A 22,029-nucleotide genomic window follows, 5' to 3' on the forward strand; every position below is an offset into this window, starting at 1 on the left:
GGTCCCTTACGTGTCCGCGTCCTCGCTGTGCCCGCGGCGCCAATAGGCCACCGCAAGATGCCGGTCGCGGGGCAGGCCGCAGGTCTTGCGCCAATGGGCGCGCAGGGCCTTGAAGGTCTCGAACTCGGTGCCGGCCCAGGCGAAGACGCTGCGGTCCTGCGGGATCGGGATGGCGCGGACGGCCTCGGCCAGCTGGGGGGTGGTGCCGGCGGGGGCGCCCTTGCGGTGCAACCAGCGCAGGGCGAGGCCCGCGGGATGCTGCAGGGCCAGTTCGTCGGCTGCATCGTCCACCTCGACTACGGCCACGCCGGTGGCGTCGGGCGCCAGGCGCTCGAGGATACGGCCGATCGCCGGCAGCGCCGTGTCGTCGCCGGCCAGGAGGTACCATTGCGCGGGGGCGACGCCGCGCCCGCCGGGTCCCAGTATGCCGACGACATCGCCGAGGCGGGCCCGCGCGGCGAAGGCGGCCCCCGGACCGGGCGCCGCGTGCAGGACGAAGTCCACCGTGATCTCGCCGGCCTCCACGTCGACCCGCCGGACGGTGTAGGTGCGCAGGGCCGGCGCGGCCGGCCCCTCCGGCCAGACCGGGATGCCGTTGGCGCCCGGCACCGGCCAGACCGGCGGCTGGCCCTCGGGCGGTATCAGCAGGTGGATGTGCATGTCCGGCGCGTCGTAGCGACCGAGATCCTGGCCCGCGAAGGTGATGCGGCGCAGGTTCGGGGTGAGATCCCGGATGCGGCTCACCCGGACCTCGCGCAGGCTCGGCAGGGTGGTGTCCGCGCAGCCGTCCCCCGTCCAGACCAAGCGGGCCTCCGCCGCGCCCGGCAGCTCCTGCAGGTGCTGGGCGAGCATGAACTTGATGGCGGCGAGCCGGGTCGTGTCATCGGCCTCGGCCCGCAGGGTGAGGCGGTCCCGGTCGCTCTCCAGGATGCCGGTGCCGACGTCGAAGGCGATCCGGGTCCGGCTGGGCGCCGCCTCGACGACGAAGTCGTGCTCCTCGAAATGCGCGCAGAGATGCGCCACGTGGCGCTCCGCATCGGCAAGGTGGACCTCGGCCTCGGCTGCCAGCAATGTCACAGGATGATCTCCCCGTTCGTGCGGATGGGCGATGCGCCCCGATCGAGTGGCTGCTCAGGTCGGCCAGCCCTAGACGAAGGACAGCCGCAAGACAACCGCAATGCTTGCTTTAACATTATTCTAATTCAGCTTAGAAATGTATTATCCGATCACATTCGACGACTGTTCTTTGCCTGACCTGCCGCAACCTGTGCAGAAACGCCCAGGTGATGCCGCTCCGGACCTGATCGAGACCGCCCCATGACGCAGACCTGTCCCGTCTTCCCGCGCGGGCCCCTCAACCCGGCGGGTCCGGTGCGCCTCGTCTGCCTGCCCTTCGCCGGCGGGAACGCCACCGCCTACGCGTCGCTGGAGCGCGCGCTCGCCGACATCGCCGAGGTGCGGGTGCCGGAGCTGCCCGGGCGCGGCACCCGCTTCGGCGAGGCCTTCGCCACCGACCTGCCAACCGTCGCGGCCGAGATCGCCGGGGCCCCCGGGCGATGCCGCAGAAGCCCCTCGTGCTATTCGGCCATTCCCTGGGCACCCTCATCGCCTACGAGGTCGCGCGTACCCTCGCGGCCGCCGGGGGCGCGCCCCGTGACCTCGTCCTGAGTGGGCGCCGGGCGCCGCTGACCGGGGAAGGCCCGCTCGCGGAGGAGGCCCTGACGGACGCGGCCCTGGAAGCCCGCATGCGGCGCCTCGGCGGGACCCCGCCCGAGTTGTTCGCGGCGCGCGACCTGCTTGCCCTGGTGCTGCCGGTGGTACGGGCCGATTACCGCCTCGCCTCGCAACATGTACCGGATCCGACGTCGCAGCTTCCCGGGCTCCCGGCCACGATCCTGGGCGGCGACGCCGACCTCGACAACCCGCCCGGGCTGCTGCCCGGATGGGGCGCCTGGCTCGGGCGCGCGCCCGCGGTGCAGATCTGGCCCGGCGGCCACTTCTTCATCTGCGCGCAGGGGGAGCGCCTCGCGGCTCTGTTGCGCGACGTGATCGCGGCCGAGGCGCCCGCGCCCTGAGCCGGGCTCACGCGGCCGCCGCCCGGCACAGGGCGGTGCCGTCGCGGATGATGAAGTTCACCAGCGTCGGCGAGATCCCGGCCTCCCGGGCCAGGACGTTCTGCGGCACGCCATCGATGCGATGGGCCAGGAAGACCCGGCGGGTGCGATCCGGCGTCCGCTCCAGGGCGGCCAACACGGCCCGCAGGGCCTCGCAGCGCTCCAGATGCGCCAGCGGGCAGGCGCAGGGGGCCGGCACCGCCTCCGCGTCGGCATCCGGCGCCAGGCGGCAGCGCTCGCGCAGGTGCCGCCTGGCGCAGTCGACCGCGGCGTTGCGGACCATCCGGCGCAGGTAGGCGGCCGGGGCCGCAACCTCGGGACAGGCGGAGGCCTCGCACAGCTTCAGGACGACGTCCTGCACCACGTCCTCCGCCGTGGCACGGTCGCGCAGGATGCGGGCGGCGACCTCTACCAGGGCCGCCTGCTCGCGCACCAGGGCGGCGAGCAGGGTGGCGGCGGCGGGCGGCATGCCCCGCGGGGATGCGGAAACCGGGGTCCGTGTCATCGACAGCCCTCCTCGTGGCGATGGCCGCGACGATCCTTCGGGACGAGCCGGACGGGCGTCCGGCGTCGCATCCCCCGCGATCGTCGATTTCACGAACGAGGCTATGTCGACAAATCGAGATCGAATTCAAGCTTCTGATCGTAGTTGATATCTATAATTAGAAGAGTTCTAGAAAATAAGAGTTCGTATTTTTCTAGCTCAGTCGCGCCTTTTCTGTTGATGATACGCTTGGCGGGCTGAAGATTATGGGATCCTCGTGCGCCCGAACGGAGCGACAGCCGGAGGAGAACGGATGAGTTTGGGCGGATTGGACTTTCAGACGTTGCTCGATAGCCATCTCCGGATGCAGGCCGGATGCTACGTCGCGGGCGTGGAGCCGGCCCCCGGCGGTGGGTGCTACATCCGATCCGCCCTGCCGGAGCCGGGCTTCAACCTCGCCGTCGGGACGGGGGATCTCGGCTGGGTGGCGGCCACCGCCCGCCGCCACGGACGCCGGCCGGCCCTCCTCGCCCTCGACGACGCGGCCTTCCCCGATCCGGACGTGAAACCGGCCTGCATCGGGCGCTTCCCGACCCGCTGGATGGTCCGGGACAGCGGCGCGCCGGGATCGTCCACGACCGGGTCGGCCCTCTCGGACAGTCTCGCCCTCACGGTGGAAACCAATCCCGCTCCTGGGCGGGACTTCCTCACGGTCTGCGGCGACCTATACGCGGACCCGGCCACTAATGCCGTGGCGCAGGCCGTGTTCGTGCCGGTCCTCGAGGCCGCGCGGGCGGTGCCGGGCGTCGAGACCCGCCACCTCACGCTCAGCGAGGCCGGGACGCCCGTGGCTTGCGCCTCACTCTATCGCGCCGGATCGCGCGCGGGCCTCTACAACGTCGGCACCCGCGCCCCCTACCAGGGCCGGGGCCTCGGCGCCGCGGTGACACAGGCCGCCCTCCGTTGTGCCGCGGAGGCCGGCGCCGGAACGGTGTCCCTGCAATGCGTCGGTGACGGCCCGGTCGAGCGCCTCTACCAGCGCCTCGGCTTCACGGTGGCGGCAAGCCCGGTCCTCTGGGTCTTCGACGACGCTTGAACGCCCCCTCAGGCGGGGCTTGGATTCAGGCGGGCGGCGAAGCTGTCGTGGAAGGCGGGGGAATCGACGATCTCCCGATGGGTCACCCCCGGGATGACGTCTCGGCTGAGCACGTTTCGGGAATAGCGGGTCCAGTCCACGTGGTTGAGGCCGCGCGCGAGCGACTCTCCGGCGAGCCAGACCCGGATCGGGGCGTCGAAGGCCGCAGCCCGGTATCCCCGGTAAAGCAGCGTGTTGTCCACGAAGGTCCAGAGCTCGAATTCCTTGCTGCCGAGGCCCGGTCCGTCGGCGGGGAGCGGTCCGGTGGCGGCGACGTAGGCGAGGAACTGCGCCGTCAGGCTCTCGTCCATGCGCCGGAACAGGTCCTCCCAGTCGGCGCGCATGGGCGCGCGTTCGAGCCAGCTGGCGACCTGCGCCTCCCGGGCGCGACGCTCCCGGGGGTCCAGGAGCGGCAGGGCACCGACCGCGAAGTTCACGTCGATGTCGCAGACATCGAGCATGCCGACGAAGGTCAAGTCCACGTCCGAGCCCAGCATCCGCGCGGCCTCGTAGGCGAGCACGCCGCCCCAGGACCAGCCGAGCAGCGTGCAGGGCCGACCGGCGCATTCGGCTCGGATGGTCTCGGCGTAGCGGGCGGCGATGTCCTCCACCGAGACGACATTCTTGCGGGCCTCGCTCAGGGAGTAGCAGACGAAGCCGGTCACCGGCTGGTCCGGCCCGAGCCGGCGGACCAGGGGCACATATTCCTGGGTGTTCACCATCAGGCCGGGGAAGCAGTACAGCATCGGGCGGGTCCCGCCCCGCGCCAGTTGCACCACCTCGGCATTGCCCACCGCGTCGGCGGTCAGCGCCGCCGCCAGGGTCGCCACGGTCTGGTTGTTGAACAGGTCGGCGATGGTCGGGCCGCGTCCGGGGAAGGCCGTCCCCAGCGCGGTCAGGACCCGTAGGGCCGTCAGCGAATGGGCGCCGGCCTCGAAGACGTTCTGATCGGGGTGAAGGGCGGGCAGGCCGAGGGCCTCGGCCCAGATGCGCGCGACCACAGCTTCGGTCTCGGTGAGCGGGCGGGCCGGGGCCGCTTCGACCGGGAGGTCGGCGGGCGCCGGCAGGGCCGCCCGGTCGAGCTTGCCCCCCGGCGTCAGCGGCAGGGCCGCCAGAACCACGATCCGGCCCGGCACCAGGTAGTCCGGCAGACGCCGCGCCAGGGCCGCGCGCAAGGGTCCCTCCGCCGGCGCGGCGCCGGGCGCCGCCACCACGTAGCCCACCAGGCGCGGACCCGCCGGCCCGTCCCGCAGGGCGGCGGCCGCCGCCGCCACCGTCTCCTGGGCGAGCAGGGCCGCCTCGACCTCGCCCAGCTCGATCCGGAAGCCGCGCAGCTTCACCTGCGCGTCCGCCCGCCCGAGATACGCCACCGTCCCGTCCGCCCGCCAGCGGGCGAGGTCCCCCGTGCGGTAGAGCCGGGCCCCGGGCGCCCCGTAGGGGTCGGGCAGGAAGCGGGCCGCCGTCTGACCCGGCTGGCCGAGGTAGCCCCGCGCCAGGCAGGCGCCGCCGAGGTAGAGCTCGCCCGTCACCCCCACCGGCACCGGCTCCAGGGCCGCGTCGAGGATCAGGGCGCGGCGCGGACCCACCGCCCGGCCGATCGGCGCGTAGGCGTCCTCCACCGTGGCCTCCGGGCCGGTCTTCCAGGCCAGGGGCGAGATCACCGTCTCGGTGGGCCCGTAGCCGTTGATGAGGAAGCGCGGGCGCAAGGCCCGCGCGATCAGCCCGAAGCTCTCGCGCGAGAGGGCCTCGCCGCCGAAGGCGTAGGAGCGCGGGCTGGGGGCGGGGCCGGCGGCGGCCTCGAGCGCCAGGGCGTGCATGTAGGCGGTGGGAAAGCCCGCATGGCTGACGCGGTGTCGCTCCATGGCGTCGAGGGCCTCGCGCGGGGTCCAGAGGCCATCGGGCTTGAGCACGACGCAGCCGCCGAAGGCCAGGGGCACCATCCAGCGCTCGTGGGCGCCGTCGAAGCTCATGGAGAGGACGTGGAGTTCGCGGGTCTCGGGCCCGGTCTCGTAGAGGGCGCCGGTGGCGCGGATATGGGCGGCCAGGGGTCCGTGGGTGACGGCCACGCCCTTGGGCCGGCCGGTGGAGCCGGAGGTGTGGATGACATAGGCGAGCTGGTCCGGGTGCAGCGTGACGGCGGGGGCGGTGGCGGGCTCGGCCGCGAGGTCGAGGGCGTCATGGTCAAGCAGGACAGGCTCAGGCTCGGCCTTCGGCCTGGGCGCAGCCTCAGACCCTGGTGCGCCGGGACCGAGCTCCGGCAGCAGCGCCAGGGCCTCGGCCAACCGTGCGCGGGTGTTGGGATCGACGAGAACGAGGCTGGGCCGGGCCTCGGCCAGGAGGCTGGCCAGGCGCGGGGCGGGCAGGCCGGCATCAAGGGGCAGGAAGGCGCCGCCCGCGCGCAGGATTGCGAGGAAGGCGGCGATCTGGCGGGCGGAGCGCGGCAGGGCGACGGCGACGCGGGTTTCGGCCCGGACGCCGTGCCGGACGAGGGCGTGGGCGAGGCGGTTGGCGCTGGCGTTGAGGGCGGCGAAGGAGATGGTGGCGGCAATCGTCGTTGTCGTGGTGGCAGCGTCCGGGCAGATCACCGCGGCCGCGGCGGGCCGGGCGGCGGCGGCCTGGGCGATAAGGTCGGGCAGGAGGGCATCGGCCAGCGGCAGGGGGCCGGGATAGGGCGCCGACAGGGACAGGCGGGTCGCCGCCGAGACTAGCAGCAGCCCGTTCACCCGCCGGGACGGCTCCGCCACCGCAGCGGACAGGAGACGCAGGAAGCCGTCGCGCATCCGCTCCACGGTCTCTTGGTGGAACAGGTCGCGGGCATAGCCGAAGGTCCCGCTCAGGGTCCCGTCCGCGGACTCGACCGTCTCCAGCACCAGGTCGAACTGGATGCTGCCAGTTTCGCGGCCGAATGGCGCCACGGTGAGGTCGCCGACCGTGAACCGGTCCGGGCCGGCGACGCGGTGGTTGTGCATCACCTGGACGAGGGGGGTGTGACTGACGCTTCGCCGGGTCTGCAGGGCATCCACCAGCCGCTCGAAGGGCAGGTCCGCATGTCCCTGCGCCTCCAGCATGGCCTCACGCACCCCCACAACGAAGCGCTCCACGCTTGCGGCCGGGTCGACGTCCAGGCGCAGCGCCAGGGTGTTCACGAACAGGCCGACCACGTGCTCGGTCTCCGGCCGCCCGCGATTGGCGATTGGCACGCCGATGCGCAGGGAGGTCTCGCCGGTGATCCGGCGCAGGAGCAGGGCGAAGATCGCGAGGAGCACCATGGCGGGGGTCGCGCCGGCCACCCGCGCGAGCCCGCGCAGCCCCTCCGCGACACCCGCCTCCACCGCGAAGGCGACGGCCGCACCGCGAAAGCTCTGGACCGCGGGCCGGGCCCTGTCGAGGGGCAGCGGCAGCACCGGGTCGCCGGTGCCGAGAAGGTCGCGCCAGCGCCCGAGCTGCCGGTCGAGCTCGCCCGCTTCCAGCCAGTCGCGCTGCCAACGGGCATAATCCGCATAGGCGATGGGCAGGGGCGGCAGGTCGGCCGCGCGCCCGGACGCGTAGAGCCGCATCAACTCGGTCAGGAGGATCTCGACCGAGCGGCCGTCGGCGACGAGGTGGTGCAGGGTCAGGAGCAGGACGTGTCGGTCCGGTCCGCAGCGCACCAGCAGCGTCCGCAGCAGCGGCGGGACGGCGAGGTCGAAGGCCGCCCGCGCCTCGGCCCGCGAGACGGCATCGAGGCGTTCCCGCTGCGCCGGCGGGGCGAGATCCGAGACATCCGCGTCGCGCAGCAGGGTGTCGCCGACGGCCCCGTGGGTCACCGCCTCGACCCGGTCCTCCGATCCCGGGCGGAAGCCGGTCCGCAGGCTCGGATGCCGCGCCGCGAGGGCCGCGAGCGCAGCTGCAAGGGCCACCCGGTCCAGGGGACCGTCGAGCCAAAGGCCACCGGCGATGTGCAGGAGGGCCGCGTCGCCGCCCATTCGGCCGATCATCCAGAGGCGCTCCTGCGCATAGGAGAGCCGGGCGCAGGACACGGGGAGACCGGAGGGCTGGCCAACCGCCGGATCCGCCGCTTCGCCCGGCACGATGGGCAGGCGCCCGAAATCGATGCCGCGGGCGGCCAGGGCCTCAAGGAAGAGCCGGCGCTTCTCGGTGGGGAGGCGGCCGAAGCGGCGGCTGAGGTCGGCGGCGTGGGCGTTCACTCAGGCCTCCAGATCGGCGAGGAGATCGTCCATGGCGGAGAGATCGCCAGGGTCGCCCGCGCCGTCGGCGCGCTCCGCCTCCACCGCCCGGGCCAGGCCGCACAGGGTCTGGGCCTCGAATACGGTGCGGATCGGAACCGGGGTACCGAGGCGCTGGCCGATCCGCATCGCCACCTGCGCGGCGCTCAGGGAATGCCCCCCGAGGGCGAAGAAGTTGTCGTCGCGGGTCACCGCGCTGACGTCCAGCACCTCGCACCAGATCGTCGCGATCGCCCGCTCCGTCTCACCCTCCGGCGGTTCCGAGACCGGATTAGCGCGCGTCGGTTCGGGCAGGGTTCGGGTGTCGAGCTTGCCATTGGGGGTCAGCGGCAGGGCCGCCAGGGCAACGATGCCGGCCGGCACCATGTGCTCGGGCAGCCGCCGCAGCAGGCGGGCGCGCAGGCCGGGCTCGTCCAGGTCCCCGGCCGCCGGATCCGCCGGGACCACGTAGGCAAGGAGGCGCGGCCCGCCGGGGCCGTCGCGCAGGATCACGGTCGCATCCGCGACCTCCGGCTCGGCCCGGAGAGCCGCCGCGACCTCGCCGGTCTCGATGCGGTAGCCGCGCAGCTTCACCTGCCCGTCGCCCCGGCCGAGATAGTGGAGGCTGCCGTCGGGACGCCGCAGGGCGCGGTCGCCGCTGCGGTAGAGCCGGGCGCCGGGGGGACCGAACGGATCGGGCACGAAGCGCGCGGCGGTAAGGCCGGGCCGCCCGAGATAGCCCTGCGCGAGTCCGGCGCCGCCCACGTGGATCTCCCCCGGCACGCCGTCCGGCACCGGATCCAGGGCGTCGTCGAGGAGGCGGAGAGTCAGGTCCGGCAGGGCCTCGCCGATCGGGCTGTCCGGCGATGCGGCGTCGCCGGCCCGCAACGCCCGCGAGGTGACGTGCACCGTGGTCTCGGTGATGCCGTACATGTTGACGAGCCGGGGGGCCGCGTCGCTGAAGCGCTCGAACCAGGGCGCGAGGCCGGCGACATCCAGGGCCTCGCCGCCGAACACGATCGTGCGCAGGGCGAGAGGCGGGGACGGCGTGCGGGCCAGAACCGCCTGCATCAGCGGCCGGAAGGCGGAGGGGGTCTGGTTCAGGACCGTGACGCCCTCGTGCACGAGGAGATCGAGGAAGGCGTCCGCCGCCCGCGCGACCGAACGGGGCACCACGACGAGGCGCCCGCCATGGCAGAGGGCGCCGAAGATCTCCCAGACCGAGAAGTCGAATCCGTAGGCGTGGAACAGCGTCCATACATCGGCCTCGCCGAAGCCGAACTGGCCCTGCGTGGTCTCCAGGAGCCGGGCGACGTTGGCGTGGGTGATCACGACGCCCTTGGGCTGTCCCGTGGAGCCCGAGGTGTAGATCACGTAGGCCGGCTGGTCGGGATGGGGCGGCCCCGGCAGGGTCACGGCGTCGGTCTCGCCCGGAAGCGGGCCGTCGAGGCGGATGAGGCGGGGCGCCGGCGTGGGCCGCGCGACGTCCGGCCCGAGGGCGTCGCCCTGGACCAGGACATGTGCGGCGCCCGAATCGGCCAGCAGGAAGGCGAGCCGGTCGGCCGGGTAGCCGGGATCGAGGGGCAGGTAACCGGCGCCGCTCTTCAGGATCGCCAGCAGGCCGACCACGAGATCGAGGGAGCGCTCGGCGCAGAGGCCCACCAGGGCGCCCGGTCGGACACCGGCGCGCACGAGGTGACGGGCCAGCCGCGCGGCGCGGGCGTCGAGCGCGCCGTAGCTGAGGTCCGCGTCCGCGCAGGTCACGGCGATCGCCTGGGGGCGCCGCTGCGCCTGCGCGGCGATGCGCCGGTGGATCGCCGGCTCAGCCGGTGCTGGCCCGGCCGGGGCCGGCAGGCGGACACCGGCCCACCCCGCGCGGCGCTCGCCCTCCGGAACGAGGTCCAGGCTTCCAAGGGGCGCCTGCGCGTTCTCCACCAGGGCCGCGAGGGTGCCCAGCATCTGCGCCGCCAGCCGGTCGATGTCGGCGGTGCCGATCTGGGCGCGGTCGTGGCTCCAGGTCAGGCGCGGCGCCGCATCGAGAAGGACCGAGAGCGTGAGGGGCACGTCCGTCGCCTCCAGGGTCGTCACCGGCCCGAAGCGCAGGTCGCCCGCGTCGCGGTGGCGGACCACGGCATCGATGGGGTAGTTCTCGACCACGAGAAGGCTGTCGAAGAGCGGCCGGCCCGGCGAACCCGCCCAGCCCTGGATCGCCACCAGCGGCGCCAGGGCATGGTCGCGCAGGGTCGCGGCCGCGTCCTGCAACTCCCGCAGCCACGTGCCGACCGGCCTCTCGGCCGGGAGGTGGATGCAGCGCGGCACCGTGTTGATGAACAAGCCGAGCACCTCATGCATCCCGCCGTCATCGGCGGGCCGGCCCGAGACCGTGACGCCGAAGGCCACCCGGGACCGGTTGGTGAAGCGCGCCAGCGTCAGGGCCCAGGCGGCCTCGAACAGAGTTGCGAGGGTGACGCGCTCGGCGCGCGCCACGGCCTTGAGGCGCGCGATCAGCGCCCGATCCAGCGGGGTGTCGACAGTTCCGTGGCCGGTCCACCCCGTCTCGCCCGAGAGGGCGGGAGCGAGGAGGCTCGGTTCGTCGAGGGGCGCCAGGGCATCCCGCCAATAGGCCGCGTCGCCTACGGAATCGCCCCGTGCCAGGGCGGCGACGTGCTCCCGGAACAGGCGGTGCGGCGGCTCCAAGGCCTCGCCCGCATAGGTCCGCAGCACCTCGGAGACGAGGCGGGCATTGCTCCAGCCGTCGAGGAGGAGGTGGTGGCAGGTCCAGATCAGGTGGTGCGACCCGTCCGGAAGGGCCGCCAGGAGGAGCCGCATCAGCGGAGGACGCGCGAGGTCGAAGCCCTGCGCCCGCTCGGCTTCCGCCAGGGCGCCGAGATCCGGCGCCGCGTCCGTGCGCAGGTCGCACCACGCGACGGGAAGCTCCGCCGTCGCGTGGACCGCCTGGAGCGGCGCGCCCATCGCCTCGGTCCAGAGAAAGCCGCTGCGCAGGATCGGGTGCCGGGCGAGCGCCGCCCGCCACGCCGCCACGAAGCGCGGGGCGTCGAGGCCCGCGATGGTGACGGCGAGCTGGTTCACGTAGAGGCCCGTTCCGGGCGCGGCGAGGGCGTGGAACAGGATGCCGGCCTGGGCGGGGGCGAGCGGGTAGAGGTCGCTGACTCTGCGGTCGTCGAGGCCGAGGCGATCGAGCCCGTCCTGGTCGAGGCCCACGAGGGGCACGTCGGACGGAGTCAGGCCAGGCGCCTCCGGTGCGGATGCCAGCGCCGCGAGCTCGTCCCGGATGCGCTCCGACAGGGTCACGATGGTGCGCTCCGCGAAGCGCGTCTTCGCATAGGCGAGGCGCAGGGTGAGGCTGCCGCCGCGCACGTAGCTGTCGATGGTGAGCTCGGCGCCGAGCGGTGAATCCGGGTCGGCCGAGAGACGCATGTCCTCGGCGTCCAGGGAGAACAGGCCGCCCGGGGCGAGACCGTCGAGGGTGCCGAGATGGTTGAAGGTCAGGGCCGGCACCGGCAGGGCGGCGAGACAGTCGCGGATCTCGGTGGGACCTAGCTCGCGCAGGCAGCCGAATTCGTCCGCCGCGCCGGGCAGGCAGCGCAGGGCCTCCTTGACCATCCGAACGTCGCGATCGCGGTCCCCCGTGAGGGCGAGGCGCACCGGAACCAGCGTGGTGAACCAGCCCACGGTGCACTCCACCGCCAGGGCCGCATCGCGGCCGTGCCGCTCCACGGTGACGTGCAGGGCATCCCCGCCGGCCCAGGTGGCGACGGCACGGGCGATGCCGGTGAGCACCCGTTCGTGCAGGCGCGGGCGCGTCGCCCCCCCTGCCCTGTCGAGGCCGGCGGTGGTGCCGGCATCGAAGGCGATCCGGATCTCGCGGGCGTCGCGCTGCCGGCGGGTGCCGTCCGGATGGTCGACCGGTAGGGCACGGGAGGGGGCGCCCAGGGCGGCGATCCAGGGCGCAGGGTCTCGCGGCGGCTGCGTGCCCACATGGTGCGCGACGGCGCGGAACGGGACGGCCGGGGCGGAGAGCGCGGCCTCGTCGCGGTACAACGCTTCGAGGTCGGTGAGGAGTATGCGCCAGGAGACTGCGTCGACGACGAGGTGGTGGGCGGTCAGCAGGAGGCGGGCCGGGCCGTCGTCGGCCACGGCGAGGATTGCCGCGAAGACCCGGCCGCGCGCGAGGTCGAGGCTCCTCTCGGCGGCGCGGAAGCAGGCTTCCGTCTCGACCTCGTATGCGACCGCAACCTGGGCGACCGGGTCGGGCAGCTGCTCGGCCGGGACGGGCGCCTGGGTCCAGGCCCCCTCGCGGTCGCGCCGGAAGGCCGTGCGCAGGGCCTCGTGGCGAGCCGGAAGACGGCGCAGCGCGTCGGCGAGGCGGTCGCCGTCGACATCCGCCCCGAGGATCAGGCGCAGCGACTGGTTCCAGTGGTCCGGGCGTGGCATGTCCTGGCGCAGGAACCACGCCTGGATCGGCGTGAGCGGGGCCGGGCCTTCCGGCAGGGCGGGTGCGGCCGCCTCGGTGCCGCGCGTCCGGAGCACGCGAGCCAGGGCCGCCACGCTCTGATGCGCGAAGATTTGCCGGGGCTGTGCGGCAAAGCCTGCCGCGCGCAGGCGCGCCACGATCTGGAGGCTGAGGATCGAGTCGCCACCGGCCTCGAAGAAGTTTTGATCGGGGTGAAGGGCGGGCAGGCCGAGGGCCTCGGCCCAGATACCGGCCACCACGGCCTCCGTCTCGCTCAAGGGCCGTGCCGGCGCGTCCTCGGGCAGCGGATCGGCCGGGTCCGGCAGGGCCGCTCGGTCGAGCTTGCCCCCCGGCGTCAGCGGCAGGGCCGCCAGAACCACGATCCGGCCCGGCACCAGGTAGTCCGGCAGACGCCGCGCCAGGGCCGCGCGCAAGGGTCCCTCCGCCGGCGCGGCGCCGGGCGCCGCCACCACGTAGCCCACCAGGCGCGGACCCGCCGGCCCGTCCCGCAGGACGGCGGCCGCCCCCGCCACCGTCTCCTGGGCGAGCAGGGCCGCCTCGACCTCGCCCAGCTCGATCCGGAAGCCGCGCAGCTTCACCTGCGCGTCCGCCCGCCCGAGATACGCCACCGTCCCGTCCGCCCGCCAGCGGGCGAGGTCCCCCGTGCGGTAGAGCCGGGCCCCGGGCGCCCCGTAGGGGTCGGGCAGGAAGCGAGCCGCCGTCTGACCCGGCTGGCCGAGGTAGCCCCGCGCCAGGCAGGCGCCGCCGAGGTAGAGCTCGCCCGTCACCCCCACCGGCACCGGCTCCAGGGCCGCGTCGAGGATCAGGGCGCGGCGCGGACCCACCGCCCGGCCGATCGGCGCATAGGCGTCCTCCACCGTGGCCTCCGGGCCGGTCTTCCAGGCCAGGGGCGAGATCACCGTCTCGGTGGGCCCGTAGCCGTTGATGAGGAAGCGCGGGCGCAAGGCCCGCGCGATCAGCCCGAAGCTCTCGCGCGAGAGGGCCTCGCCGCCGAAGGCGTAGGAGCGCGGGCTGGGGGCGGGGCCGGCGGCGGCCTCGAGCGCCAGGGTGTGCATGTAGGCGGTAGGAAAGCCCGCATGGCTGACGCGGTGTCGCTCCATGGCGTCGAGGGCCTCGCGCGGGGTCCAGAGGCCGTCGGGCTTGAGCACGACGCAGCCGCCGAAGGCCAGGGGCACCATCCAGCGCTCGTGGGCGCCGTCGAAGCTCATGGAGAGGACGTGGAGTTCGCGGGTCTCGGGCCCGGTCTCGTAGAGGGCGCCGGTGGCGCGGATATGGGCGGCCAGGGGTCCGTGGGTGACGGCCACGCCCTTGGGCCGGCCGGTGGAGCCGGAGGTGTGGATGACATAGGCGAGCTGGTCCGGGTGCAGCGTGACGGCGGGGGCGGTGGCGGGCTCGGCCGCGAGGTCGAGGGCGTCATGGTCAAGCAGGACAGGCTCAGGCTCGGCCTTCGGCCTAGGCGCAGCCTCAGACCTTGGTGCGCCGGGACCGAGCTCCGGCAGCAGCGCCAGGGCCTCGGCCAACCGCGCGCGGGTGTTGGGATCGACGAGAACGAGGCTGGGCCGGGCCTCGGCCAGGAGGCTGGCCAGGCGCGGGGCGGGCAGGCCGGCATCGAGGGGCAGGAAGGCGCCGCCCGCGCGCAGGACGGCGAGGAAGGCGGCGATCTGGCGGGCGGAGCGCGGCAGGGCGACGGCGACGCGGGTTTCGGCCCGGACGCCGTGCCGGACGAGGGCGTGGGCGAGGCGGTTGGCGCTGGCGTCGAGCTCGGCGAAGGTGGTGGTCTCGCCGCCGATCACGGCGGGCGCGTCGGGGCGTACGGCGGCGGCGCGCGCGATCAGGCCGGGCAGGAGGTCCTCGGCCAGGGGGAGCGGTCCGGGATAGGGGGCCGACAGGGCCAGGCGGGTCCGTTCCGGGACGAGGGGCAGGAGGTCCACCCGCCGCGACGGCTCCGCCACCAGCGCAACCAGAAGACGAAGGAAACCGTCGCGGATTCTCGTGACCGCTGGGGCGTCGAACAGCGCGGTGCGATAGGCGAAGGTGCAGGCGGGCGCCTCCGCGTTCTCCGCGACTTCCAGAACGAGGTCAAAGGCCGGAGTGCCTGTATCCCGCCCGAAAGCCGTGAGGCTGAGGCCGCCCGCCTCCCCGAGGATGCCGAGCCCGGCCGGCTGCTGGCTGATCATGACTTGAGCCAGGGGAGCGCGGCCGGGCACGCGCTGCGGCTGCAGCGCCTCCACTAGGCGCTCGAACGGCAGCTCGGCATGGGCCTGCGCCTCCGCCAGCACGGACCAGACCCGAGCGACAAGGTCGCGCCCGTCGCCGGTGGGCTCGATCGCGACCGGGATGACCAGGGTGTTCACGAAGAGGCCGACGAGGCCCTCCGTCTCCTGGCGCTGGCGCCCGGCCACCGGCAGGGCGAGGCGCAGGGCGCGCGTCCCCGCGAAGCGGCCCAGGACCAGCGCGAAGGCGGCGGTCAGCACGGCGAAGGGCGAGGTGCCGGTGGCGCGCGCGAAATCCGCCACGCCGCGGCCGAGGGCCGGATCGATCTGGAAAGCGAGCAGGCCGAGGGACGCCGTCTCGGGTGGGCGGGCGCGGTCGCTCAAAGCGAGATCCGGCTCCGGGCCATCCAGGCGCGCGCGCCACCAGGCGAGGTCCTCGGCGCGGGCCGCTTCCCGGGCCGGGTCGCGCTGCCAAGCCGCGACGTCGACGGGCTGGATCTGCAGGGGCTCGAGGGAATCCGCCCGGCCCGCGCGGGCCGCCGCATAGAGGGCCGGCCATTCGCGCAGGATCACCCGCATCGACCAGCCGTCGGAGACGATGTGGTGCATCGTGACGAGAAGCACGTGCGCCTCGGGGGCGCAGCGCACCAGCCGGAACCGGGAGAGGGCGCCGCCATCGAGGGTGAAGGGAGCCTCCGCCTCTGCGTGCATGAGCGCCTCCAGGGCTTCTTCGCGCGCCCGCTCGTCGAGCCCAGACAGGTCCGTTTCGGGCAGGCCGGCCGATGCTCCCACGGGATCGATCACGGCATCCGCCCGCCCGTCCGGGCGCTGGCGCAGCCGCGTGCGGAAGGCCTCGTGGCGCGCCGTCAGCGCGGACAGGGTGGTTTTGAGGGCCGCACGGTCCATGGGGCCGTCGAGGCGCAGTCCGCCGGCTATGTGGTGGCCGGGGCCGTCGCCGTAGGCGGCCTCGAACCATAGGCGGTCCTGGCCGGGCGAGAGCGGTAGCGCGCCCGACCGATCCGCGCGCGGGATCGCGGCCTGGGCGGCGCCGGTCTCGCGCAGGCGGTCCAGGGCCTGCGCGAAGGCGCCGAGGCGCGGATGGGCGAACAGGGTCGCGGCGGGCAGGGACAGGCCGGTCGCGGCGTGGATCTCGGTCAGGATGCGGATCGCGCTGAGGGAATCGCCCCCTTGGGCGAAGAAGTGGCTGTCGCGATCCTGCTCCGTCCGCCCGAGGATCCGGGCGAACAGCCCGGCCACCAGTGCCTCGGTGGGCGTGAGAGCCGCGGATTGCTGCGTTCGCGCCCCGGCCAGCCGGCCATCCTCGATCACCGCGTAGGCATCGAGGCTGCCCGCCAGCCAGCCCTCTCGGGTCGCCCCGCGCTGGATCTTGCCGCTGGAGGTGCGCGGCAGGCCGCCCGGATTGAGGAGCACGACGACGCGGGCGGTCTCCAGGAAAGCGTCGGCCACGGCTTCCGAGACCAGAACCGCCAGAGCCTCGGGCCGCACCAGCTTCTGGACGCTGCGCGAGACTTCCACGGCGACACCGATGCCCTCGCGGCCCTCGCGTTCCAGGCCGAAGGCGGCGATCCGGCCCTGGCGCAGGATGTCGACCTCCGCCTCGACCACCCGCTCGACGTCCTGCGGATAGACGTTCTGCCCGCGCAGGATGATGAGGTCTTTGGCCCGTCCCACCAGGACGAGCCGCCCCGCCGTCAGGAAGCCGAGGTCGCCGGTACGCAGCCAGCGCCGGCCCTCGACCTCCGGGAAGGTCTCGGCGCTCGCCGCCGGGTTGCGCCAATAGCCCTGGGCGAGGCTGGGACCGGAGACGCGGACCTCGCCGACGACGCCCTCCGGCAGGAAGACCCCGGCCGGGTCGGCGATCCTGACCGGGTGGTCCTCCTGCGACATGCCGCACTCGACGAGGCGGCTCGCCTCCTCGCTCGCCGTCTCCCGTGCCTCGCCCCGGGCTAGGCTCCCGGGGTCGAGGTCGAGGCTGCACAGGCCGGCGCCGCGCCTGCCCGCCGAAACGAACAGGGTCGCCTCGGCGAGGCCGTAGCAGGGCATGAGCGCGCGCGGGTCAAAGCCGGCAGGGGCGAAGCGCGCGGCGAAATCCGCCATGGTTGCGGCGCGCACCATCTCGGAGCCCGAGAAGGCCACCTGCCAGGAGGATAGGTCGAGGCGCGCCAGGGCGTCGTCGTCGATGCGGTCATGGCAGAGCCGGAAGGCGAAGTCGGGGCCGCCGCTCACCGTGCCGCGATGGCGGTGGATCGCCTCCGGCCAGCGGGCGGGACGCCCCAGGAAGTACTTGGGCGACATCAGCACAGCCGGGATGCCGGCATGGATCGGCTGCAGCAGCCCACCGATCAGGCCCATGTCGTGGTAGAGCGGCAGCCAGCTCACCACCACGTCGTCCGCGCGGAAGCCGAGGCCATCGCGGATCGCGCGCTCGTTCGCCATCAGGTTGGCGTGGCTGACCACGACGCCCTTGGGCGAGGCCGTGGAGCCGGAGGTGTATTGTAGGAAGGCGATCCCGTCCGGCTCCGGCAATTGGCCTCGCCAGTCCGCGGCCTCCGCCGTCGCGATGTCCTCGACGCTGAGGACCACCGCCGCGGCGGCCCCCGGCAAGGCCCGGACGATGTCGGCGGCCTCGCGGTGCACGAGGATCGCCGCCGGCTCGGAATCCGTCAGGACCGCCGACAGCCGGGCCTGATGCTGCGCCCGGCGCGCCTCGGGCGGGAAGGCCGGCACCGCGATCAGGCCGGCATAGAGGCAGCCGAAGAAGGCCGCCACGTAGTCGAGGCCCGTCTCCAGCATCACGGCGACCCGGTCGCCCGGCAGCGCATGGCCCTGGAGCCGGGCAGCGACGGCCCGGACGCGCCGGTCGAGGTCCGCGTAGCTCACCGTGATCTCGCCGGAGGCCGGATCGTCGAGGAAATGCAGGGCCGCGACCGGGCCATGGGCCTCGGCCAGCCCGCGCAGGTGGCGGACGAAATCGCGGGCGGGGGCCACCGTGATCGGAGCGCGCGGGACGACGACGGTCATCGGATCTCCTGACGACATGCGAGGCTGGGGAGCAGCGGCGGGCTCAGGTCCGGGGCGCCGGCGCGTCCCCGTCGAGGGCGCGCCGCAGCGAGGCCGGGCGCATGTCGGTCCAGACCGTGTCGATATGGGCGAGGCAGTCGGCCCGGATCCCTGAATATCCGGTGGCGGCCCAGCCCTGCGGCACCGGCCGGAAGGACGGCCAGATGGAGTATTGCGCCTCGTGGTTGAGGACGACGAGGAACGTCGCTTCGCTGTCGTCGATCGCCATGGGCCTGCTCCCGGAACGCTGCGGTCTCGCTAGGCAGGACGGTGAGGGCCGCCGCGAATTTAGTCCGACGCCGCGAAAAAAGTTCGGGCCGGGCCTAAATCGCGGCGGCGCCCCGGCGTCCTTGTGGGCAACAGGTGCTGCGTCCCCGGCGCGATCGGGGGCGGTCCGCGCCTGACAGCGGAGAACCTGCCGGCGTGCAGACCTGTCAGCCGTGCAGACCTGCCAGCGAAGGCGAGGCCGATGTTGCGAACCCCCATGCCCTTTCGCGCCGGAGAGGCGGCCGGCCGCCCCCGGATCGTCCACCAGGCCGGCGAACAGCTCAGCGTCGTGGCGGACGACCGTGTGGCCCTGCGCTTGCGGCTGTCCGGGACCGGCCCCGTCCGCCTGACCTTCGAGGATGGGGAGGGCCTGGACGCCGCAACCGCGCTGCCCGCCCTGATGGCCGCGTTCGAGGCCGTCTCGGCGGCCCATCCGGACCAGGACCGGATCGGTCTGGACCTCGCGGGCGCCGCGGATCTCGTGCCGGCCCTGCGCGCCGCGGGCCTCGCAGTGGGTGACGGGGACGCGCTCGCGGTCCATGCCGCCCTGCTCTTGCAGCGCCCCGAGCCCTGGCTCGCGGACCCGTCGCGCCGGGACTTCCCCGCCATGCCGGTGATGACCGAGGGGCGGCGCCATCCCCTGCGGGCGCCCAAGCCCACGGGACTCCTCTATCGGCGCTTCATCCCCTGGCTCGGACAGTCGGTTGCGTTCCGGGCGGCGACCCTCGACGACGTCGATCGGCTGCACCGCTGGATGAACGACCCGCGCGTCAACGCGGTCTGGGCGGAGGCGGGTCCCCGCGCCAAGCACGAGGCCTACCTCGCCGGCCTCATCGCCGATCCGCACATGCTCCCCCTGATCGGCAGCTTCGGCGACGAACCGTTCGGCTATTTCGAGGTGTACTGGGCCAAGGAGAACCGCCTCGCGCCGTTCTACGAGGTGCGCGACTACGATCGCGGCTGGCACGTGCTGGTGGGCGAGGACCGGTTCCGTGGCCGGCCCTACGTCTCCGCCTGGCTGCCCTCGCTGATGCACGCCCTCTTCCTCGACGATGCGCGCACCGACCGGATCGTCGGCGAGCCCCGGGCCGATCACGTCCAGCAGCTGCGCAACCTCGAACGCTCGGGCTTCGCCCGCATCAAGACCTTCGACTTCCCGCACAAGCGCGCCGCCCTGGTGATGCTGTTGCGCGAGCGCTTCTTCGGCGAGCGGCTGTGGGCGCCGAACCCGCCGCAGGCGCAGCCCGCGCGCGTGGACGACGCGACAATCGCAGACCGCGCGCTGGGAGCCGCCGCATGACAGAAGGCTATCAGTCCGACGCCGCCCTGGGCCTTCGAAGCCCGGCCGCTGATTCCGAGGCGTTCACCTTCGGCGGCGAGAGACCGGACGGCGCCGTGCAGGACGTGATCGGGATCGGCTTCGGCCCGTCGAACCTCGCCCTCGCCATCGCCCTCGACGAGGCCGGCCGCCGGAGCGGACGCCCCGCCCGGGTGCGCTACCTGGAGCGCCAGCCCGAGTTTCTCTGGCACGGTGGCATGCTGCTCCCCGACAGCGGCATGCAGATCTCGTTCCTGAAGGACCTCGTCACCCTGCGCGACCCGACGAGCCCGTTCAGCTTCATCAATTACCTGCACGTGCACGGCCGGCTGACCGACTACATCAACCGCAAGTCGTTCTATCCGAGCCGGATCGAGTTCAACGACTACCTGCGCTGGGTGGCGTCCCACTTCGCCGACCGTTGCGACTACGGCGAGACCGTCCTGGCGGTGGAGCCGGAGCGGACGGGCGAGACGGTGCGCCACCTCGTCGTGCGCTCGGCGGACGGCGCTGGGCGCGAGCGTCGCCGCCGGACCCAGGCCGTCGTCCTCGCCACGGGCGGCGAGCCGCGCATCCCGGAGGCCTTCGCGGGCTTGCATGGCAATCCGCGCGTGTTCCATTCCTCAGGCTACCTTCGGAGCATCGAGGCGCTCCCCCTCGCCGGCCCCTCGCCGCGCATCGCCGTGATCGGCGCCGGCCAGACCGCCGCCGAGCTGTTCCTCGACCTCCAGAGCCGGCTGCCGGGCGCACGGATCGACATGATCTTCCGCGGCCAGGCCCTGAAGCCGGCCGACGACAGCCCCTTCGTCAACGAGATCTTCAATCCCGACTTCACCGACTTCGTCTATGGCCAGCCCGATCCGGGCCGCAGCGCGCTGATCGAGGAATTCCGCGGCACCAACTACTCGGTGATCGACGGCGATCTCCTGACCCGGATCTACGAGATCCTCTACCAGCAGAAGGTTGTGGGCGCGGCCCGGCACGCCCTGTACCGGCGGACCCGCGTGGAGGCCGTGACCGACCACGGCCCGCAGGTCGCGCTCGACCTCGTCGACGAGGCCAAGGGCGCCCGCCGCCGGGACCGCTACGACGCGGTGATCCTGGCCACCGGCTATCGGCGCGACCGGGTCCGGTCCCTGATGCCGGCCCTGGAGCCCTACCTCGCGGACGGAGGCGTCGATCGCGATTACCGCCTGCGGACCCGGCCCGGCTTCGAGCCGGCCATCTACCTGCAGGGTTTCAGCGAGGAGAGCCACGGCCTGAGCGACACCCTGCTTTCCATCCTGGTGGTTCGCGGGCAGGAGATCGCGCAGGCGCTGCTGAGGGACGCTCCCCCGGTCCGCGCCTCGGCCTGATCCCGCCCCGCCCGACCTCACGCCCCGACGGACCATCCCGGATGATCGCCACGGCCTCTCCACCCGCCGAAGCCCCCGGGGCCGCCCCACCGGCGGGGGACGCGGTGGGCTATCGGCTCGATGGGGTGTCGTTCGTGGTGCCCGGGCGCCAGCTCCTCGCTCCCCTCACCCTCGACTTGCCAAGCCGGGGCGTCGTCGGCCTCGTGGGGCATAACGGTTCCGGCAAATCGACCCTGATCAAGCTGCTGGGACGCCAGCAGCGCCCGAGCGGGGGCCGCATCGGCTTCCGGGGTCGCGCCCTTGACGACTGGGGCGACAGGGCCTTCGCGCGCGCCGTCGCCTACCTGCCGCAGGCGACGCCCCAGGCGCCGGGACTGCTGGTGCGCGAGCTCGTCGCCATGGGCCGCTATCCCTGGCACGGAGCCCTGGGGCGGATCGGCGCCACCGACCGCCGCATCGTCACGGAGGCGATGGCGCTCACCGGCACGGAGGCCTTCGCCGAGCGTCTCGTCGACAGCCTCTCGGGGGGCGAGCGCCAGCGGGTCTGGCTCGCCATGCTGGTGGCGCAGGATGCCGGCTGCCTCCTCCTCGACGAGCCGATCTCGGCCCTCGACGTCGCGCACCAAGTCGAGGTGATGGCCCTGGTCCGGCGCCTGGCCGATGCGCGCGGCGTCACGGTGCTGGTGGTCCTGCACGACATCAACCTGGCGGCCCGCTACTGCGACGAGATCCTCGCATTGCACGGCGGGCACCTCATTCGGCGCGGATCCCCGGACGACCTCCTAACGCCGGAGTCACTGGAAGCCGTCTACGGGATTCGCATGGGGATATTCCGGCACCCGGACACAGACGTCCCCATCAGCTTCACCCGGTGACGCCGGCAATCGCCGCCGGCGGCGCGAAGGGCGCAAGGTCCCAGCCCGGAAACCGGAGCAAGCGCACCTTCAGGTCGATGCGGTCCTGCCTGCCCTTTGGCCGGAGCACCATGGCCATGTACGCTCCGATCGATTCCTTTCCCATGAAGGATAGGCCGGAAGCCTCCGGGGGATCTGCAACCCACGCTCCTGGTCCTCCTTCGGCGGACTTAGATTGGGACACAACAGAAGGCTTCTCCGGAGGGTTCTCCCCCTGAAGGAACGCCCCCCGGATCTCCATCCGGCGGTCCCGTGCCGGGGGCTGGGAAGGTCTGCTTGGCCTTGACCCTGACCCATCAAAGTGGCTCTTCGCCAAGTTTAGTGGATCAGGCTGCGAGGAGGAACCGTCGTCGTAGGAGATCGAGATTGGCGCGACCGTACATGGCGCGCTTCAAGAGCTTGGGACGCGTGATCTGGCCTTCGGTTTGTCCACTGCTCCAAGGCAGTG

Annotated in this window: 12 protein-coding genes; 6 read left to right on the forward strand and 6 right to left on the reverse strand. The window is 73.4% G+C overall.

Features of this window, described 5'->3' with window-relative positions; translation table 11 throughout:
* Nucleotides 1-6: 6 nt before the first annotated feature.
* On the reverse strand, nt 7-1,077 hold the full coding sequence (locus J7U37_RS22065; protein ID WP_244478469.1) for a siderophore-interacting protein: 1,071 nt from the start codon (nt 1,075-1,077) through the stop codon (nt 7-9).
* 240 nt (nt 1,078-1,317) lie between these two features.
* On the opposite strand from J7U37_RS22065, the gene J7U37_RS25190 reads away from it, so the two are divergent.
* On the forward strand, nt 1,318-1,668 hold the full coding sequence (locus tag J7U37_RS25190; protein ID WP_282104095.1) for a thioesterase domain-containing protein: 351 nt from the start codon (nt 1,318-1,320) through the stop codon (nt 1,666-1,668).
* Nucleotides 1,557-2,075: a thioesterase domain-containing protein gene (locus J7U37_RS22070; protein WP_282104096.1), complete on the forward strand. Its 519-nt coding sequence runs from the start codon at nt 1,557-1,559 to the stop codon at nt 2,073-2,075. Before J7U37_RS25190 ends, J7U37_RS22070 begins: the two co-directional genes overlap by 112 nt.
* 7 nt (nt 2,076-2,082) lie before the next feature.
* On the opposite strand, the gene J7U37_RS22075 is transcribed toward J7U37_RS22070, so the two are convergent.
* Nucleotides 2,083-2,619: a sigma-70 family RNA polymerase sigma factor gene (locus J7U37_RS22075; protein WP_244478470.1), complete on the reverse strand. Its 537-nt coding sequence runs from the start codon at nt 2,617-2,619 to the stop codon at nt 2,083-2,085.
* Nucleotides 2,620-2,941: 322 nt separating this feature from the next.
* On the opposite strand from J7U37_RS22075, the gene J7U37_RS22080 reads away from it, so the two are divergent.
* Nucleotides 2,942-3,694, forward strand: a complete 753-nt coding sequence (locus J7U37_RS22080; RefSeq protein WP_247637107.1) for a GNAT family N-acetyltransferase — start codon at nt 2,942-2,944, stop codon at nt 3,692-3,694.
* Nucleotides 3,695-3,702: 8 nt separating this feature from the next.
* Here J7U37_RS22080 and J7U37_RS25195 read toward each other — a convergent pair whose 3' ends face one another.
* The 3 genes from J7U37_RS25195 to J7U37_RS22100 are packed head-to-tail and all read right to left on the reverse strand — an operon-like array spanning nt 3,703 to nt 17,956.
* Nucleotides 3,703-7,920, reverse strand: coding sequence for an amino acid adenylation domain-containing protein (locus J7U37_RS25195; protein ID WP_348773013.1), 4,218 nt, complete (start codon nt 7,918-7,920; stop codon nt 3,703-3,705).
* Nucleotides 7,921-17,688: a non-ribosomal peptide synthetase gene (locus J7U37_RS22095; protein WP_247637109.1), complete on the reverse strand. Its 9,768-nt coding sequence runs from the start codon at nt 17,686-17,688 to the stop codon at nt 7,921-7,923.
* Between the two features lie 43 nt (nt 17,689-17,731).
* Nucleotides 17,732-17,956 (reverse strand): MbtH family NRPS accessory protein, encoded by a 225-nt coding sequence (locus J7U37_RS22100; protein ID WP_056188290.1) that lies wholly within the window; start codon nt 17,954-17,956, stop codon nt 17,732-17,734.
* A gap of 255 nt (nt 17,957-18,211) precedes the next feature.
* Here J7U37_RS22100 and J7U37_RS22105 point away from each other — a divergent pair, with 255 nt between their 5' ends.
* Genes J7U37_RS22105 through J7U37_RS22115 form a run of 3 tightly spaced genes read left to right on the forward strand, consistent with a single transcriptional unit; the run spans nt 18,212 to nt 21,542 of the window.
* Nucleotides 18,212-19,294 carry a GNAT family N-acetyltransferase gene (locus J7U37_RS22105; RefSeq protein WP_056188288.1) on the forward strand — a complete coding sequence of 361 codons (1,083 nt, stop codon included), beginning with the start codon at nt 18,212-18,214 and terminating at the stop codon, nt 19,292-19,294.
* A complete protein-coding gene (locus tag J7U37_RS22110; protein WP_247637110.1) occupies nt 19,291-20,667 on the forward strand; it encodes a lysine N(6)-hydroxylase/L-ornithine N(5)-oxygenase family protein in 1,377 nt (458 codons plus the stop codon). The genes J7U37_RS22105 and J7U37_RS22110 overlap by 4 nt, the downstream gene beginning before the upstream one ends.
* Before the next feature lie 41 nt (nt 20,668-20,708).
* On the forward strand, nt 20,709-21,542 hold the full coding sequence (locus J7U37_RS22115; RefSeq protein WP_247637111.1) for an ATP-binding cassette domain-containing protein: 834 nt from the start codon (nt 20,709-20,711) through the stop codon (nt 21,540-21,542).
* Here the strand turns inward: J7U37_RS22115 and J7U37_RS25200 are convergent.
* Nucleotides 21,532-21,660 (reverse strand): hypothetical protein, encoded by a 129-nt coding sequence (locus J7U37_RS25200; protein WP_282104097.1) that lies wholly within the window; start codon nt 21,658-21,660, stop codon nt 21,532-21,534. The genes J7U37_RS22115 and J7U37_RS25200 overlap by 11 nt on opposite strands.
* Nucleotides 21,661-22,029 lie beyond the last annotated feature (369 nt).

Source organism: Methylobacterium sp. 37f, from assembly GCF_023093475.1.
GTDB lineage: Bacteria > Pseudomonadota > Alphaproteobacteria > Rhizobiales > Beijerinckiaceae > Methylobacterium.